At 69.2% G+C, this 16,500-nt stretch carries 15 protein-coding genes; 2 read left to right on the plus strand and 13 right to left on the minus strand.

Annotation, left to right across the window (positions count from 1 at the left end; translation table 11 throughout):
* Positions 1-71: 71 nt before the first annotated feature.
* The gene (galU, locus tag ABFO07_RS11975) at positions 72-956 is read left to right on the plus strand and encodes a UTP--glucose-1-phosphate uridylyltransferase GalU (protein ID WP_059922838.1); all 885 of its coding nucleotides are present in this window, start codon (positions 72-74) and stop codon (positions 954-956) included.
* Between the two features lie 48 nt (positions 957-1,004).
* Here the strand turns inward: galU and ABFO07_RS11980 are convergent, their stop codons facing one another.
* The 7 genes from ABFO07_RS11980 to ABFO07_RS12010 all read right to left on the minus strand — a co-directional run bounded on the left by ABFO07_RS11980 (position 1,005) and on the right by ABFO07_RS12010 (position 8,260).
* Complete coding sequence (locus ABFO07_RS11980; RefSeq protein ID WP_059805573.1) at positions 1,005-1,616, minus strand: DUF4136 domain-containing protein; 612 nt, start codon at positions 1,614-1,616, stop codon at positions 1,005-1,007.
* 36 nt (positions 1,617-1,652) lie between these two features.
* The gene (locus tag ABFO07_RS11985) at positions 1,653-4,040 is read right to left on the minus strand and encodes a CHASE2 domain-containing protein (RefSeq protein ID WP_060365657.1); all 2,388 of its coding nucleotides are present in this window, start codon (positions 4,038-4,040) and stop codon (positions 1,653-1,655) included.
* A 10-nt stretch (positions 4,041-4,050) separates the two neighbouring features.
* Positions 4,051-5,409, minus strand: coding sequence for a FecR domain-containing protein (locus ABFO07_RS11990; protein WP_059805568.1), 1,359 nt, complete (start codon positions 5,407-5,409; stop codon positions 4,051-4,053).
* A 2-nt stretch (positions 5,410-5,411) separates the two neighbouring features.
* A complete protein-coding gene (locus tag ABFO07_RS11995) occupies positions 5,412-6,116 on the minus strand; it encodes a response regulator transcription factor (protein ID WP_059567120.1) in 705 nt (234 codons plus the stop codon).
* A 276-nt stretch (positions 6,117-6,392) separates the two neighbouring features.
* A complete protein-coding gene (locus ABFO07_RS12000; RefSeq protein ID WP_347467306.1) occupies positions 6,393-6,794 on the minus strand; it encodes a hypothetical protein in 402 nt (133 codons plus the stop codon).
* Positions 6,795-6,990: 196 nt separating this feature from the next.
* Positions 6,991-7,218, minus strand: coding sequence for a sulfurtransferase TusA family protein (locus tag ABFO07_RS12005; RefSeq protein ID WP_038713912.1), 228 nt, complete (start codon positions 7,216-7,218; stop codon positions 6,991-6,993).
* A gap of 106 nt (positions 7,219-7,324) precedes the next feature.
* Positions 7,325-8,260, minus strand: a complete 936-nt coding sequence (locus ABFO07_RS12010) for a LysR family transcriptional regulator (protein WP_059907025.1) — start codon at positions 8,258-8,260, stop codon at positions 7,325-7,327.
* 122 nt (positions 8,261-8,382) lie between these two features.
* On the opposite strand from ABFO07_RS12010, the gene ABFO07_RS12015 reads away from it, so the two are divergent.
* Positions 8,383-9,903: a CoA-acylating methylmalonate-semialdehyde dehydrogenase gene (locus ABFO07_RS12015; protein WP_347467307.1), complete on the plus strand. Its 1,521-nt coding sequence runs from the start codon at positions 8,383-8,385 to the stop codon at positions 9,901-9,903.
* A 78-nt stretch (positions 9,904-9,981) separates the two neighbouring features.
* Here ABFO07_RS12015 and ABFO07_RS12020 read toward each other — a convergent pair whose 3' ends face one another.
* From ABFO07_RS12020 to ABFO07_RS12045, 6 genes are all read right to left on the minus strand, one after another.
* The gene (locus ABFO07_RS12020) at positions 9,982-10,872 is read right to left on the minus strand and encodes a MurR/RpiR family transcriptional regulator (RefSeq protein ID WP_059805555.1); all 891 of its coding nucleotides are present in this window, start codon (positions 10,870-10,872) and stop codon (positions 9,982-9,984) included.
* Between the two features lie 304 nt (positions 10,873-11,176).
* Positions 11,177-12,349: a Gfo/Idh/MocA family protein gene (locus tag ABFO07_RS12025; protein ID WP_347467309.1), complete on the minus strand. Its 1,173-nt coding sequence runs from the start codon at positions 12,347-12,349 to the stop codon at positions 11,177-11,179.
* Between the two features lie 43 nt (positions 12,350-12,392).
* Positions 12,393-13,319 carry a TIM barrel protein gene (locus ABFO07_RS12030; RefSeq protein ID WP_347467310.1) on the minus strand — a complete coding sequence of 309 codons (927 nt, stop codon included), beginning with the start codon at positions 13,317-13,319 and terminating at the stop codon, positions 12,393-12,395.
* A gap of 80 nt (positions 13,320-13,399) precedes the next feature.
* Complete coding sequence (locus tag ABFO07_RS12035) at positions 13,400-14,413, minus strand: Gfo/Idh/MocA family protein (RefSeq protein WP_059805628.1); 1,014 nt, start codon at positions 14,411-14,413, stop codon at positions 13,400-13,402.
* A 61-nt stretch (positions 14,414-14,474) separates the two neighbouring features.
* A complete protein-coding gene (locus tag ABFO07_RS12040; RefSeq protein ID WP_059907022.1) occupies positions 14,475-15,386 on the minus strand; it encodes a sugar phosphate isomerase/epimerase family protein in 912 nt (303 codons plus the stop codon).
* Between the two features lie 76 nt (positions 15,387-15,462).
* Positions 15,463-16,488, minus strand: a complete 1,026-nt coding sequence (locus tag ABFO07_RS12045) for an ABC transporter permease (RefSeq protein ID WP_059567104.1) — start codon at positions 16,486-16,488, stop codon at positions 15,463-15,465.
* Positions 16,489-16,500: the final 12 nt, after the last annotated feature.

Raw genomic sequence — 16,500 nt, forward strand, 5'->3', positions numbered from 1 at the left:
GTGTTTGCGCTCACTATAATGCGGGCGCGAACATCAACCGCAGTGTCGATTACAGGAACAAAGGTTCGATCATGTTGAAAGTCACCAAGGCAGTATTCCCGGTCGCAGGCCTCGGAACGCGCTTCCTGCCCGCGACCAAGGCCAGCCCGAAAGAGATGCTGCCGGTCGTCGACAAGCCGCTGATCCAGTACGCGGTCGAGGAAGCGATCGCCGCCGGCATCACGGAAATGATCTTCGTCACCGGGCGCAGCAAGCGTGCGATCGAGGACCACTTCGACAAGTCCTACGAAATCGAGGCGGAACTCGAGGCGCGCGGCAAGGAAAAGCTGCTGGAGCTGGTGCGCAGCATCAAGCCGAGCCACGTCGACTGCTTCTACGTGCGCCAGCCGGAAGCGCTCGGCCTCGGCCACGCGGTGCTGTGCGCGGAGAAGCTCGTCGCGGACAACCCGTTCGCGGTGATCCTCGCCGACGACCTGCTCGACGGCACCCCGCCCGTGATGAAGCAGATGGTCGACGTGTTCGACCACTATCACAGCTCGGTGATCGGCGTCGAAGAGATCCCGCCGTCGGAGACGAAGTCGTACGGCATCGTCGACGGCAAGGAATGGGAAGAGTCGATCATCAAGATGTCGGCGATCGTCGAGAAGCCGGCGCCGGAAGTCGCGCCGTCGAACCTCGGCGTGGTGGGCCGCTACATCCTGAAGCCGCGGATCTTCGAGCACCTGCGCGCGCTGAAGCCGGGCGCGGGCGGCGAGCTGCAGCTGACCGACGCGATCGAGGCACTGCTCGCCGACGAACAAGTGCTCGCCTACAAGTACCAGGGCACGCGCTACGACTGCGGCAGCAAGCTCGGCTACCTGAAGGCGACCGTCGAGTTCGCGCTGCGCCACCCGGAAGTCGGCACCGAGTTCGAAGAATACCTGCGCACGCGCGGCATCACGCCGCCGGCCGCATAACGCGGCCAGGGCCCGCTGCACCGCGGGCCCGCCGGATGGCCGGCGCGCTCAGCGCGCGGCCGGTTTCACCGAGACGACGCCCGGCATCCCGCCCGCGTCGTCTTTTTTCGTCTTCACGAGCCAGCCTTCGCCGGCCTCGAACGGCAGTTTCGCCAGCGCGCTCTTCACGAGCGCGGGCGCCGCATGCCCGGTTCCGGGCTCGCGATCGCGCAGCGCCGCCGACACGCGATACACGTCGGCGCCCGATTTCGCGTCGACGAACCGCAGCGTCAGCACGTGACGATAGACCGTGCCGGCAAACGGCAGCCCGAGCGGCGCCGGCCCGTCGACCATGACGCACGCGCTGCTCGCGCCGCCGCACTGCTCGGCCGACGCCGCGACCGCGGCGGGCTGCGTCGCATACGCGATCGACAGCCGGTAGCGCGCGCGCTCGGGCGCCTGCGCGTCGAACCCGCCGCGCGCAAGCTCGTCGTGCACGAGTGATTCGATCTGCTTGTATTCGGCGTCGTCCGCCTGCGCGGCGCTGCGCACGAACCCGTAGCCATGCCCGCCCGACGCGAACGCGTCCGGCCGCCCGACCGCGCTCACGCCGCTCGTCACGCCGGCGCACCCCGCCAACAGCCCCGCCGCCAGCGCGACGGCCGCCCATTCATGTTTCATGACTTCCCCCAATGCTTGCCGTCGTGCCCGGCCCTGTCAGGCGGACGGCTCGTCGATCGTGGGCAGCGCAACCGTCACCGCGGTGCCGACACCCACTTCGCTGTCGACCGACACGCTGCCGCCGTGGCGCGTGACGACCGTCTTCACGAATGCCATGCCGAGCCCGGAGCCCGAGATCTCGGGCCGCTCGCCGGCATGAAACCGCTTGAATCGTTCGAACAGATGCCGCTGGTCTTCCGGCGATATCCCGTAGCCCTGATCGCGAATCGTACAGGTCATCCGCTTCGCCGCGGGCTCGATCGACAGCGTACACGTGATCACGGTGTCGGTCGGACTGTACTTCACCGCGTTGTTCAGCAGGTTCACGAACGCGCGCGTGATCAACGAGCGATCCGCGCGCACCCAGCCCATCTCGCTGCCGACGTCGGTGTCGATGCGGATGCGCTTGGCCTGCGCCTGCGGCCATACCTCGTCGCTCGCATCGATCAGCACGTCGACGAAACTCGTCGCCTCGAGCTGGTACGCCTGCGATTCCGCGCGCGCGAGCTGCACGAACTCGTCGGCGAGCGACAGCGCGCGATGCGCATAACGCTCGATCCGCGCGAGCAGCCCGCGCACGTCGTCGGAATCGACGCGCTGCCGCTCGATCTCGACGAGCGCGAGGATCGACGACTGCGGCGAGCGCATGTCGTGCGACAGCAGGTGCAGCGCCTCCTCGCGATGGCGCTCGGCCGCGTGCAGCTCGGTCACGTCGACGAGGCCGGCGATCCAGCCGGTCACACGGCCCTGCGCGTTCGTGCACGGCGCGTAGCGTAGCAGATGGTCGAGGCCGTCGCGATCGCGCACCTCGATGCCCCGCTCCATCGCATCGTGCTCGGCCGCGAGCGTCGGGTCGAGCGCGTCCGGCCAGTGCTGGCGCATCGCGGCGTCGTGTTCGGCATTGCCGTCGACCGTCTTCACGAAGGTCAGCTCGCCGAGCGCGGCGCGCAGCGGCGCGCCTTCCGGCAGCGGCAGCGCGAGCCGCGCCGCGTAGCGCTTCGCCGCGTGATTCGCGATCAGCACGGTGCCGGCCAGGTCGGTGACGAAGATCGGCTCGGGCATGCTGTCGAGGCTGTCCCACACGAACCGCTTCATGTCCTGCACGCGCTGCGCGGCCTGCGCCATCAGCGCCATCTGCCGTTCGAGCACGTCGCCGCCGACGCTGCGCGTGTGCGGCGCTTCCGGCAGCAGGTGCGGCTCGTCGGCGAGCCGCTCCAGCTCGCGGCGCAGGTGCGCCATCGTCATCTCGAGCCGCCGCCAGTTCCAGATCGGATACACGGCGATCAGCCCGAAGATCGCCGGCGCGGGCGACAGCCACAGCCGCGCTTCGTACAGCAGCGCCGCGCTCGCGCACACCGACAGCGCGGCGAGGCCCAGCGTCAGCAGCAGCGCGCGCCGCGGCGACAGCATCAGGAAGCCGGCCAGCAGCACCGCGAGCGGCAGCAGCGACGCGGCGAGCAGCCCGGCGCGCGACACCGGCGAGATGGCCCGGCCGGTGGTCAGCATGTCGAGCACGCCGGCGTGGATGTAGACGCCCGCGAGCGGGCCGAAGTCGCCCGACACGGGCGTCGCGAAGCGGTCGTACAGCCCGGACGCGGTCACGCCGACGACGACGATCTTGCCGCGCAGCGCGCCGGGCGGCACACGGCCGGCGAGCACGTCGTCGAACGACAGCGTCGGGTACGCGGGCGTGTTGCGGTTGAACGGGATCAGATAGCGGCCCTCGCCGCGCGCATCGCGCGACAGGTCGTGCGCGCCGGCGCCCGGCGCGCCGCCGGCCGGATGCAGCTTGCCGGCGCGAATCGCGTCGAACACCGGCACCATCAGCTGCGGCCAGCGCGTGCGGCCGTCGCTTTCGTACAGCGCGACGCTGCGCACGATGCCGTCGGGATCGACTTCGAGATTGATGTGGCCGAGGCCCGCGGCGCGCGCCGCGAGCTCGGGCACCGGCGGATCGACGGTGCGCGTGCCGTCCGGCCCCTCGGGGCTCAGCAGGATCGGCATGAAGGTCGGCACCCGGCCGAGCCCGGCCGCGAATTGCCGGTCATCCGGCGACGGCTCGGTGAACAGCACGTCGTAGACCACGGCAGCCGGCTGCGCGCGCGACAGCGCGTCGAGCAGCCGCGCGTGCACGCTGCGCGGCCACGGCCAGCGGCCGAGCGTCGCCACGCTCTGGTTGTCGATGTCGACGACGACGATATCGGGCGACAGCGGCAGGCTGCGCAGCATCAGCAGCCGGTCGTAGACCAAACCATCGACGCTCGTCGACGCGCGGCCGAGCACGCACGCGACGATCACCGCGATGCCGAGACAGCCGATCGCGATCCATTCGACGAGGAAGCGGCGGCCGAGGCGCCGCCGCGGGGACACGGATTCGGGTTTCATGCGTCGCGGGTCAGCGCGACAACGTAAATGCGCCGACCGGACTCGTCTTCTCGTAGAAGCGGCCGCCGTCGAATTCCTCGACGGTCACCGCCCAGAAATACTCGCCCGGCGGCAGGTTCGCGACGACGATCTGCCGCGCCGTCAGGCCAACCTGGTCGACCACCGGCGCGCTCAGGTCCTTCGAGCGCGACAGCACGAAGCGGTAGCGCGCGTTCGCCCCCGCGCCGTTCGGCGACCAGCGGAACTCGTAGCCGTCGGGGCCGGGCGCTGCCGTCGCGTCGAGGCCCATCAGGCGCCGCTCGAACGCATAGGTGCGCGGCCGCCCTTCCAGGCCGTTCTCGTCGAGCGCGGCGATCCGCACGAAGTACTTGCCGTTCGGCACGCCGCGGAACACCGCGCGCGGCGCGTCGGTGCGGGTCTCGCTGAACAGGTCGAGCAGCCCGGCGTCATGCGCCAGCTGCACGTGATAGCCGCGCGCCAGCGCGAGCGGCACGACGTCGAACGCGACGTCGGCCTCGTCCTGCACCTTGGCCGGCGCCGCGAGCGCGGGCGCGGGCAGCAGCTGGACCGGCGCGCCGACCGCGCCCGACGAGGTCGCGACGCTGCCATAGTTCGCGGGCACGAGCGTCGCGTCCGCCGGACGCTGGCCGCGCGCGACGCCCACGGCGCCGTCGAGCACCTCGACGCGCGTCGTCGCCTTGCCGGCGGCATCGTAATTGACCCGGAAGCGCGTGCCGCGCACGCCCGCCACGACCGACGGCGAGCGGATCTGGAAGCGATCGTCGCGCTTCTTCAGGTGCGTGACTTCACTGTCGACCGTGCCGCGCGTCAGCTCGAACTCGCGGTCGAGGGTGCCGGTCAGCACGGTGCGGCGCAGCGTCTTCAGGTCGAGCTGGCTGTCGGGCGGCAGGCTCATGTGCGTGCCGTCGGCGAGCTCGAGCGTCACGAAGCCGTTCGCACCGGTGCGCACGCGGTCGCCTTCGGTCAGCGTCGCGTCGACCGCGAGCGGCGCGTAAGCGTCGCCGGACCCGCGCTCGGCCGGCCCCTGCACCGCGACCACGCGGGCGGACAGCCGCTCCTTGCGCAGCCGCGCGACCGGCAGCTTCAGCGCGATGCCGGGCTGCAGGCGCTTCGGCGCGGGCACGCCGTTCATCTGTGCAAGCACTTGCCAGTCGTCCGGGCCCTGCAGGTAGCGTTCGGCGACGTCGTACAGCGTGTCGCCGGCGCGGGTCGTATAGACGACCGTCTTGCCGGCCGCGCGGGCCGGCGGTTTCGCGTGCGCCGGCTGGGCCGCGACGACGGCGGCCAGCAGGCACGCGCCGCAACCCGCCGTGCGTAGCGTACGGAACGTGCGTCGGCCGATCTCCATGCTCACTCCGGTTCCCCTTGGCCGACCCGTTCGAGCCGGTAGCCATAGCCATAGATCGGCGCGAGCCGGTAGCCGTTCTCCGGGCGCAGGCCGAGCTTCGTGCGCAGCATCGAGATGTGCGTATCCATCGTGCGCGACGGGATGTCGGTCGCCTGTTTCCACACGAGGTCGAGAATGTGCGCGCGCGACAGCGGCCGGTCGAGGTGCTGGAACAGCAGCAGCGCGAGCTCGAATTCCTTCTGCGTGAGGCTCACCGGCTTGTCGCCGACGTACGCCTGCTTCAGGTTCACGTCGAAGCGGAACTGGTCGAATTCGCGCACCGCCGCCTCGGGGTTGACCGGATACGCGCGGCGCAGCAGCGAGCCGATGCGCGCGCGCAGGATCGGGCCGGACACCGGCTTGACGACGTAGTCGTCCGCGCCGGCGTTGAGGATCTGCGTGATCCCGGCCTCGTCGTCGCGGCTCGTCATGAAGATGATCGGCAGGCTGTGCTCGGTCTGATTGGCACGCACCCACTTCAGCACCTCCTCGCCGGACATGTCGGGCACGTTCCAGTCGAGCACCAGCAGATCGAAGGTTTCGCGCTGCAGGCGCTTCTTCAGCGCCTTGCCTTCCTTGAAGGCGTAGCAGGTATGGCCCGCGGCCGTCAGCGTTTGACTGACGAAGTCGGTTTGGGCCGGATCGTCATCCAGTACAGCAATTCTCATAGCACCCCGCAAAACGAAATCCATTCGTCCAGTTCAGCTCCTCGCACTCCCCGCGGCGCCGCCTGCGGCAGGCGCGCCGGCATTGCATCTCGCCGGCCGGCGAGCCATGCATCCATTGGCGCGCCGCGCGCACGAACGAATGGACCCCGCATATATCTCAAAAACGGGGCGCGGACGAACCGGCGATTCCACCATAGTAGTATGAAAATCGCCAAGGATTTGCGCGGACGGTCGACCTTTCTTCGAATAATCCTTCCCGAAACACGTGCCGCACGGTTAATCGATCTGCGCGGCATCCATCCGCTGCGCGTTGGCCATCGCCGGCTGCCGCAGCTCCGGCTGCCGCAGCATCCGCAGCAGTTGCCCGCGCACCCGCTCCCACGCGGCGCCCGCATAATCGGGCTGGCTCGCCGCCCACGCATGGGCCAGGTCGAACACGCGCTCGACGGTCGCCGCGCAATGCGTGATGCCCGGCGCCCCGTCCGGCACGGCTTCGCGCAGCCATTCGGCGAGCCACGGCATCTCCGCCGCGACCGAATCCGCATACGCTTCGAGCGCGGCGCGCGCGTGACGGTCCCGCTGCGGGTCGAGCTCGACGCGGCTCGCCCCCGGTGTGTGCGCAGTCGCGATGTGTTCCGCTTCCGACGGACTTCGATTGGTCCCCGGTCTGAAGGGCATGTCCTTTCCCCGTGTACGACGGTAGCGTCAGGCATGGCCCCCGTGCCTACCTCGAATCGACGTACCGTGGCCGGCGCGTCCATTGAGCGCGGACGACCGGCCGGGTCAGTATACGCAGCCGTCGGCGAAGCGAGGTTTAAGAATTGTCAGAGCGGGGCCCCGCCCTTGCCGGGCGGCGGGTGGCGTGCAGCGCCCGTCAACGGCGGCGCATCAGGAACACGAAGGTCTTGTCCTGGGTCGACGATTCGACGATCTCGTTGCCCGTCTGTTTCGCGAACGCGGCGAAATCGCGCTGCGAGCCGGGATCGGTCGCGAGCACCTTGAGGATCTGCCCGCTTTCCATGTCTGCGAGCGCTTTTTTCGCCCGCAGGATCGGCAGCGGGCAATTGAGCCCGCGCGCGTCCACTTCCTTGTGAATCTGCATCGGCTTTCGACCTTCGAATGACGCGCCGCATGCGGCGCTGGGGAAGCGAGGATTTTACCGCAGCGCCGCCGTGCCTGCCGCGCATGCCGCCCGCCGGGGCCGCGGCTCATCCGCGCGAAAACCCGCCGGCAAGCTGCGTGCGCAGGTACTTCACCAGCACGCGCACCGTATTCGGCACGACCGGGCTGTACGGCCGGATCGCGAAGATGTGGTCGCCGAACGCGCCCGACGGGCGCCAGCCGTCGAGCAGCGTGACGAGATGGCCGGCATCGATGTCCCGCTGCGCGGAGAAATCCGGCAGCAGCGCGATGCCGAGCCCGCCGAGCGCGGCTTCGCGCATCGCTTCGCTGTTGTTGGCCGCGAAGCTGCCGCGCACCGGCACGCTCACCCGGCCGCGGCGCCGGTCGTGCGGCTCGAAGCTCCAGGCCGCCGGCTCGCTGCCGCGCAGGTAGCACAGGCAGTCGTGCTCGGCCAGCTCGGCCGGATGCGCGGGCGTGCCGCGCGCGTCGAGGTACGCGCGGCTCGCGACGAGCAGCGAGCGCGTGTCGCACAGCTTCCAGGCCACGTGCGTCTGCGGCGCGGTGGTCGCATGGCGGATCGCGAGATCGAAGCCCTCCTGCGTGAGCGAGTACAGCCGGTCCGACAGATCCAGCTCGATCCGCACCGCCGGATACTGCCGGATGAAATCCGGGATGCGCGGCACGATCTGCTGCCGCCCCAGCGCGACCGGCGCCGTCACGCGCACCAGGCCGCGCGGCTCGCCCGCCATCTCCTTCACGCGCGCGAAGTTCAGCCCGATCGTTTCGTAGGCCTCGCGCGTGCTGTCGACGAGGGTCTGGCCGGCCTCGGTGAGACGCACGCTGCGCGTCGTGCGGCGCACGAGCGGCACGCCCGCGGCCTTTTCGAGATCGGCGATGCGCTGGCTCATCGCGGCCTTGCTGATCCCCAGCCGCTGCGCGGCGGCCGTGAAGCTGCCGCTCGCGGCGAGCACCGTCAGCGAGTGGATGTGCGGCCAGAGCGCCTGGACATTTTGCTGATTCATGCAGCGATTATTCAGAATTCTGAACAGTGAATCAATCTGAACGGCCTTCTCCGCCCCCGTGCGATTGCCTAGACTGCAGCTTCCCCCACCCCACCAGACCAGACCAGACCAGGAGGAGACGGATGAATCCGGTACCCGCGTTCACTTCGGCCGACGACGTCGGCCACTATGTCGGCGGCGCACCGCTGGCCGGCCGCAGCGGCCGCTTCCAGGACGTATTCAACCCCGCGCTCGGCAGCGCGGCCCGCCGCGTCGCGCTCGCCGACGAGGACGAGGTGCAGCAGGCCGTCGCGGCCGCCCACGCGGCGTTCCCCGCGTGGGCGGCCACGCCGCCGATCCGGCGCGCGCGCGTGATGCACCGCTTCCTGCAGTTGATGAACGAGCACCGCGATACGCTCGCGGCAATCATCACGGCCGAGCACGGCAAGGTGTTTTCCGATGCGCAGGGCGAAGTCGCGCGCGGCATCGACATCGTCGAGTTCGCATGCGGGATCCCGCAACTGCTGAAGGGCGACTTCACCGACCAGGTCAGCACCGGCATCGACAACTGGACGATGCGCGAGCCGCTCGGCGTGGTCGCCGGCATCACGCCGTTCAATTTCCCGTGCATGGTGCCGTGCTGGATGTTCCCGGTCGCGATCGCGGCGGGCAACACGTTCGTGCTCAAGCCGAGCGAGCGCGACCCGTCGGCGTCGCTGTTCATCGCCGACCTGCTCGCGCAGGCCGGCCTGCCGGCCGGCGTGTTCAACGTCGTGCAGGGCGACAAGCGCGCCGTCGACGCGCTGCTCGAGCACCCGGACGTGCAGGCGGTCAGCTTCGTCGGCTCGACGCCGATCGCCGCCTACGTGCAGCAGCGCGGCGTGCAGTTCGGCAAGCGCGTGCAGGCGCTCGGCGGCGCGAAGAACCACCTGGTCGTGATGCCCGACGCGAACCTCGACCAGGCGGTCGACGCGCTGATCGGCGCGGCGTACGGCTCGGCGGGCGAACGCTGCATGGCGATCAGCATCGCGGTGCTGGTCGGCGACGTGGCCGAGCGCATCGTGCCGGCGCTGGCCGAGCGCGCGCGCAAGCTCGTGATCGGCGACGGCATGATGCCCGAGGCCGAGATGGGCCCGATCGTCACGCACGAAGCATTGCAGCGGATCGAAGGCTACGTGGAACTCGGCGTCGCGGAAGGCGCGCAGCTGGTGGTCGACGGCCGCGGCCTGCGCGTGCCGGGCCGCGAGGCCGGCTTCTTCACCGGCGGCACGCTGTTCGACCACGTCACGCCCGACATGCGGATCTACCAGGAAGAAATCTTCGGGCCGGTGCTCGGCTGCGTGCGCGTGAAGGATTTCGGCGAGGCCGTGTCGCTGATCAACGCGCACGAGTACGGCAACGGCGTGTCGTGCTTCACCAGCGACGGCGGCATCGCGCGCGAATTCGCGCGCCGCATCCAGGTCGGCATGGTCGGGATCAACGTGCCGATTCCCGTGCCGATGGCCTGGCACGGCTTCGGCGGCTGGAAGAAGAGCCTGTTCGGCGACATGCATGCGTACGGCGAGGAAGGCGTGCGCTTCTACACGCGGCAGAAGTCGATCATGCAGCGCTGGGCGTCGAGCATCGGCAAGGGCGCCGAGTTCGCGATGCCGACCGCGAAGTGACGCACTGCCCGGCCCGGTGCGCAGCGGTATCGCGCGCCGGCGCCGGGCGCCGGTCTTGGGAATCGGCCGCGCGGCCGCTCAGGTCGTCGCTTTCGTATCGCGCGAGCCGCCGGGCGTGGTCGGCAGATACGACAGCTCGAGCCGGTACGCCAGCGCGACGAACAGGCTTTGCGCGAGGCCCATCGTCGCGGTCAGCGCGCGAAAGCCGAAGGTTGCGCTGTCCTGCACCACCAGCGTCGCCTCCGCGTCGCGCGCGAGCGGGCTCATGCGGCTGTCGGTGATCGCGATCAGGCGCGCGCCGCGCTGCACGGCCTCCTGCGCAACCTGCACCGTCTCTTCCGCATACGGCATGAACGAAATCGCGATCAGCACGTCGCCGGCCCGCACCGAGCGGATCTGCCCGAGCTGCATGCTGCCGAGCGCGCTGAACAGCCCGATGCGCTTGTCGGTGTGCTGCAGCGCGTAATCGAGGTACACGGCGATCGGAAACGCGCGCCGGGAGCCGGCGATCCAGATCGCCTGGGTTTGCGCCAGCATGTCGACGGCTTGCGCGAACGCCGTCGGATCCAGCGTCTGGTGCAGCTGCTGCATGCCGGCGATGCTGCCCTTGATGAACTCGTCGACGATCTGCCCGGGCTGCAGGCTCGACGAACCCGACTCGATCACGTCGCGCAGCCGCAGGTTGTAGGCGCGCCCCGGCGCGATCTGCTGCGCGAGCCCGTCGCGGAACAGCCGCTGCATTTCGGAAAACCCGGAGAAGCCGAAATGCTTCGCGAAGCGCACCACCGCGGACGGCTGCACCCCGCATTGCTCGGCGAGCGACTGGATGCCTTCGAGGCCAAGCTGGTCCCGCTGCGTCTCGACATGGCGCGCGATCACCTTCAGGCGATTGCTCAGCCCGTCGTACTCCTGCGTCAGACGCTGCAGGAACTGCTCGACGGTGGCGGGAGGTTTCTCGGATGAACTCATCGGATGGCGCGAAGTTGACAGTCCCGGCGCCCGCCAGCTGCGGCGGAGGATCCGGCCCGGGGCTCGGCTGGACACATGCGTGGTGCGCGGATTGTAACCGTTGCGAAGACCACGTCGCCGCGGCGTCGCGCCCACGCGCTCGATCATCACCTGCGTTGCGCTGCACGACAGGTCTGGAAATTATTTTCCAACGCCCGGCCGGCGCCGACAATATTAGGGCGTCTACCGATGCGGGCGCGGGCGCCATACGCGTGAACAAGCGCCGGCGTGCCGGCGCGTCGCTCCGGCACGCGAACCGCGCGGGTCAGCGATAGTCGACCCAGACACCGCCTTCGTCGGCGGAGCGCACGCAGTTTTCGACCCAGCGCACGCCTTCGACGCCGGCGTGCACGTCCGGATAGCGGATGCACTTCAGCGCCGCCGCGTCGCGCCGGTCGGTCGCGTCCATCGCGAGCGCGAACCGGCTGTACAGGTTCGACCAGGCCTCGAACAAACCTTCCGGATGCCCGGCGCCGATGCGGTCGTCGTGCAGCGCCTGCGGATGCAGGTAGCCCATCCCGCGATCGAGGATTTGCGCAGGTCGCCCCTGGATTTCGTAGCGCAGCTGGTTCGGATGCTCGTCCCACCATTCGACGCTCGCCTTCGAGCCGATCACGCGCACCTTCTGGCTGTGCATCGAGCCGGCGTTCACCGCGCTCGACCACACGTAGCCGATCGCGCCGGTGTCGTATTCCATGATCGTGAACGCGTTGTCCTCGAGCGGCGCGCGGCTCTTCACGAAGCTCTGCCGCGAGCACATCAGCCGCCGGATCTTCAGTTCCGGCGCCATCACTTCGGAGATGTACAGCGGATGCGTGCCGATATCGCCGAGCACGTAGCTCGGCCCCGCGAATGCCGGATCCACGCGCCAGCGGGCGGCCGGGCTCGCGGCCTCGACGCCCTCGCTGTGAAAACCGTGCGCGAACTGCATCTGCACGATGCGAATCTCGCCGAGATCGCCGCGCGCGATCATCTCGCGCGCCTGCTCGATCATCTGGTGCCCCGAGTAGCCGTACGCGACGCCGACGATCTTGCGCTTCTCGACCGACAGCCGCGCGAGTTCCTCGGCCTCGGCGGTCGTGAAGCACAGCGGCTTCTCGCAGATCACATGCAGCCCGGCGTTCAGCGCCGCGCGGCAGATTTCGAAGTGCGTATTGTTCGGCGTGGCGATCGACACCGCGCGAATGCCGTCCGGACGGCTCGCCTCGACCTCGAACATCGTCCGGTAGTCGGGATAGCAGCGCTCGGCGGCCACGCCCAGCTTCACGCCGAACTGGCGGCCCCGCTGCGGATCGATGTCGAACGCGCCGGCGACGAGCTGGAAGCTGCCGTCGCGCAGCGCGGCCGAGCGGTGGCTGTAGCCGATCTGGCTGCCGAGGCCGCCGCCGACCATGCCCCACGGAATCGAATGGCCCAGCAGAATCTGTCCGTCGATCATGATGATTAGGTTCCTTGATTGCGTTGCGTGTTCCGGGTCGGGTTCAGGCAAAGCCCGCCGACGCAAGGAAGGCGCGGCTCGCGGCCACGTCGCGCAGGCTCGTGCCCGCGTTGCGCGGGTCGCGCTCCTGCTCGATCGTGATGTAGCCGGCATAGCCGATCTCGTCCAGCGCGCGCTTGATCGCCGGGTAGTCGAGCACGCCCTTGCCGATCGGGCACATCACGCCGCGCGCGCAGGCGGCGAAGAACGCGATGTGCTCCTCCATCACCTGGTCGTAGACGGCCGTATCGATGTCCTTGAAATGGACGTAGTCGAGGCGTTCAGCATGCCGGCGCAACCACGTTTCCGGGTCCATGCCCGAGTAGTGCAGATGGCCCGTGTCGAGGCACAGGCCCGCCGTGCCGGCCGGGATGTCGGCAACGATCCGGTCGATCTCGTCCGCGAATTCGATGTAGCCGCCCGCGTGCGGATGGATCACCGCGCGCACGCCGAACGCGTCGCGCGCGATGTCCGCGATCTGCCGGATATGCTCGACCATGCCCGCCCAGCGTTCGCCGGAGAGCCGCGGCGCGCGATCGGGATGGCCGGCCGCGTGGTCGCGCTCCGGATGCCCCCAGTCCATCACCACCAGGTACGGCGCCGCGTAGCGCTGCCCCGGCTGGGTCGGCAGCGGCGGCAGTTGCCGGATCAGCGCGCAGATTTCGCGCGTCTGCCGCAGCAGGTTCGGCAGGTTCTCCGGCGACACGAGATCGTCGAAGATCGTGCCGGCGGTGATGCTCAAATGCCGCCGCTCCAGCTCGGCGCGCACGACGTCCGGCTCCAGCGGGATATAGCCGTACGGGCCGAGCTCGATGCCCGAATAGCCGGCTTCCGATGCTTCGGCAAGTACGTGCCGCCACGCCGGCAGATGCGGGTTCTTCACGTCGTCGACGCCCCAGCAGCAGGGCGCGCAGCCAATTTTCATCGTCATGTCGGTTCGTCGAGAAGGTAGCCGGCCTGCGGCCGGACGGGTCGAAACCGCGGCGGAATTACGCGGGGATCACGCGGAAATCACGCCGCGTAGAACGCCGGCCGCGCCGCCATCGCGATCGGCTCCACCGCGCCGCTTTGCTGCGCGCGCACGCAGGCGTCCGCGGCCACGGCCGCCGCATAGCCGTCCCACGCCGACGGCCCGGTCAGCGCGCCCTGCTGCACGCCGTCGATGAACGCCTGCAGCTCGACGTCGTACGACGCGATGAAGCGCTCCTTCCAGTCGGTCATGATGGCCGTCGCATGGCTCGCCGCGTGCTTCGTCGACACTGCGGGCGGATCGGGCAGCTTCGCGATGCCGTCCTCGCCCACCACCTCGCACTGGATGTCGTAGCCGTACTGGCAGTTGACGAAGATCTCGACGTCGATGCGCACGCCGCGCGCGGTTTCGAGCAGCACGATCTGCGGATCGGCGAGATGCGACGACGCGTGGCGGCTCTTCCTCGGATACACGACCTGGGCGCTCGCGTAGTCGTCATCGAGCAGCCAGCGCAGCACGTCGAGCTCGTGGATCAGCGTATCGGTGATCGCCATGTCGGTCGTGTAGCGCTCGCCCACCGACTGGTTGCGGTGCGCGCAATGCAGCATCAGCGGCGCGCCGATCCGGCCGCTCGCGATCACCTGCTTCAGCGCGCGATAGCCTTCGTCGTACGGGCGCATGAAGCCGACCTGCACGAGCCGGCGGCCGTGCGCCTGCTCCGCCTCGACGATCCGCAGGCAGCCCTCGGCGGTGGTCGCGAGCGGCTTCTCGCAGAACACCGGCTTGCCGCGCGCGATCGCCTTCAGCACGAATTCCTCGTGCGTCGGCCCCCACGACGTGACCAGCACCGCCTGCACGTCCGCCGCGTCGATCACGTCGTGCCCGTTGGCATACACCTCGGCCGACAGCCCGTAGGCCGCGACGGCGTCGTGCGCGTGGCGGGGCTCGATGTCGGTCACCGCGACCACCTTCGCGCCGGACAGCGTCCGGGTGAGCCGGCGGATGTGATCCTGACCGATCGCGCCGCAGCCGATCACGCCAATCTGCAAAGTCATGTCGTTCTCCATGTTGTCCGACCCGGCACCGTGCGGGTCGCTTATGCATGCACCGGCGCGCTCAATGCGCGGCGGCGCGGAAATACCGGTCCACGTAGTGCTGCATCCGTTCGCGCATGAAGCGCGACGACGCCTCCGCGCGCTCCTCCCACGCGAACACGCACGACGACATCACGCCGTCGAAGCCGGCCTCGCCGAGCGTGCGGAAGAACACGTCCCAGTCGATCTCGCCCTGCCCGATGTCGAGGTGCTGGTGCACGCGGATCTGCGTCGAGCCCGGCGGATTGACGATGTAGCGAAGCTGGCTGCTCTTCTTGTGGTCGAACGTATCGGCCACGCGCACGTGCGCGAGCACCGGCGCGGCCGCGCGGATCATCGCGGCCATGTCGTCGCCGTAATGGAACGTATGCGGCGCGATGTACGACAGCTTCAGCGCGGGCGAACCGATGTTCGTGACGATGTCGACGGCCGGCTGCAGCTGCTCGATCCAGTCCTCCGGATGCGGCTCGACCGACAGCGTGATGCCTTCGCGCTCGAGGATCGGCAGCAGCTCGTCCATCGAGCGGAACCACGCGGCTTCGCACATCTCCTTCGGGTTCGCGCCCGGCCGCTCGCCGACCGAGCGCTCCGGCGACGCGCCGCGCCCGAACTCGGACACCATCAGCCGGCAGTCCATTTCGACGGCGACCTCGATCGCCTTCTTCCAGCAGCGCACCGCCCATTGCCGCTCGTCGTCGAACGGGCTGGCCCAGCGGTACATCGGCTGCAGCGACGCGAGGCCCACGCCGCTCGCGCGCATCGCCTGCCGGAACGCCGCCATGCGCTCGCGGGTCGCGCGCGGCATCACCCACCAGTCGAGGAAATCGCCGCGCGGCGACAGCTCGATCTGGTCGTAGCCGAGCTCGGCCACCGCATGCGGCAGCCGGTCGAGCGGCAGATGGCGGATCATGTAGGGATCCAGAGCGATCTTCATTGCCGTTCCTTGAAGTGACTCATGTAACTCACGTAACTCAGGCGACGCAGGTGACTCGACCGACGGTGAGTCCGCGTCAGCGGCGCCCCTTCTTGTTGCGATACTGGTCGGCGATCACGGCCGCGACGATGATCGCACCCTTGACCATCTCCTGGTAGTACGCGTCGATGCGGATGAAGGTGAAACCCGAGGTCATCACGCCGAGGATCAGCACGCCGATCACGGTGCCCGTGACGCGCCCGAGGCCGCCCGACAGCGACGTGCCGCCGATCACGACCGCCGCGATCGCGTCGAGCTCGTACATCACGCCCATGCCGGACTGGCCGGAGATCGCGCGCGCCGCCGTCACGGTGCCCGCGATGCCGCTCAGCAGGCCCGCGATCGCATACACGCAGATCAGGTGGCGGTGCACGTTGATGCCCGACACGATCGCCGCCTGGCGGTTCGCGCCGATTGCGTACGTGTACTTGCCGAACCGCGTGTAGCGCAGCACCACGTGGAAGATCGCCGCGATCACGACAAAGATGATCACCGGGTTGGCGCCCGCGCCGATCGCCGCGAACGGGTCGGTCAGCATCGACACCGGCATGCCGTTGGTGAACCATTTCGCGAAGCCGCGTGCGGCCACCATCGTGCCGAGCGTCGCGATGAACGGCGGGATCCCGGTGAACGCGATCAGCGAGCCGTTGAGCAGGCCGACCAGCAGGCCCACGCACACGCCGGCGAGCACCGGCCAGATCACCGGCAGGTCGGTCAGGTGCGGAAACACCGCGCGCGGGAAGTCGGACACCTGCGCGAGGCTGGCGGACACCACCGCCGCGGCGGCCACCACCGATCCCGACGACAGGTCGATGCCGCTCGTGATGATCACGAGGTTCACGCCCACCGCGATGATGCCGATCACCGCCATCTGCAGCACGATGATCTCGAGCCGCTCCACGTTGAAGATGAAGCTCTGGCCGACGACGATCCAGCCGACCACCTCGAAGAACAGGCTGATGCCCACCAGCACGAGGAAGATGCTGAGTTCGGGCGGCCACTTGGCGCGCCGCGTCTTGGCCGTCATGGACTGCGCGTCCGCGATCGAATTGAGATTGCCCATTTCCGTTGTCTC

Source organism: Burkholderia stagnalis (genome assembly GCF_039848545.1).
Lineage (GTDB): Bacteria > Pseudomonadota > Gammaproteobacteria > Burkholderiales > Burkholderiaceae > Burkholderia > Burkholderia stagnalis.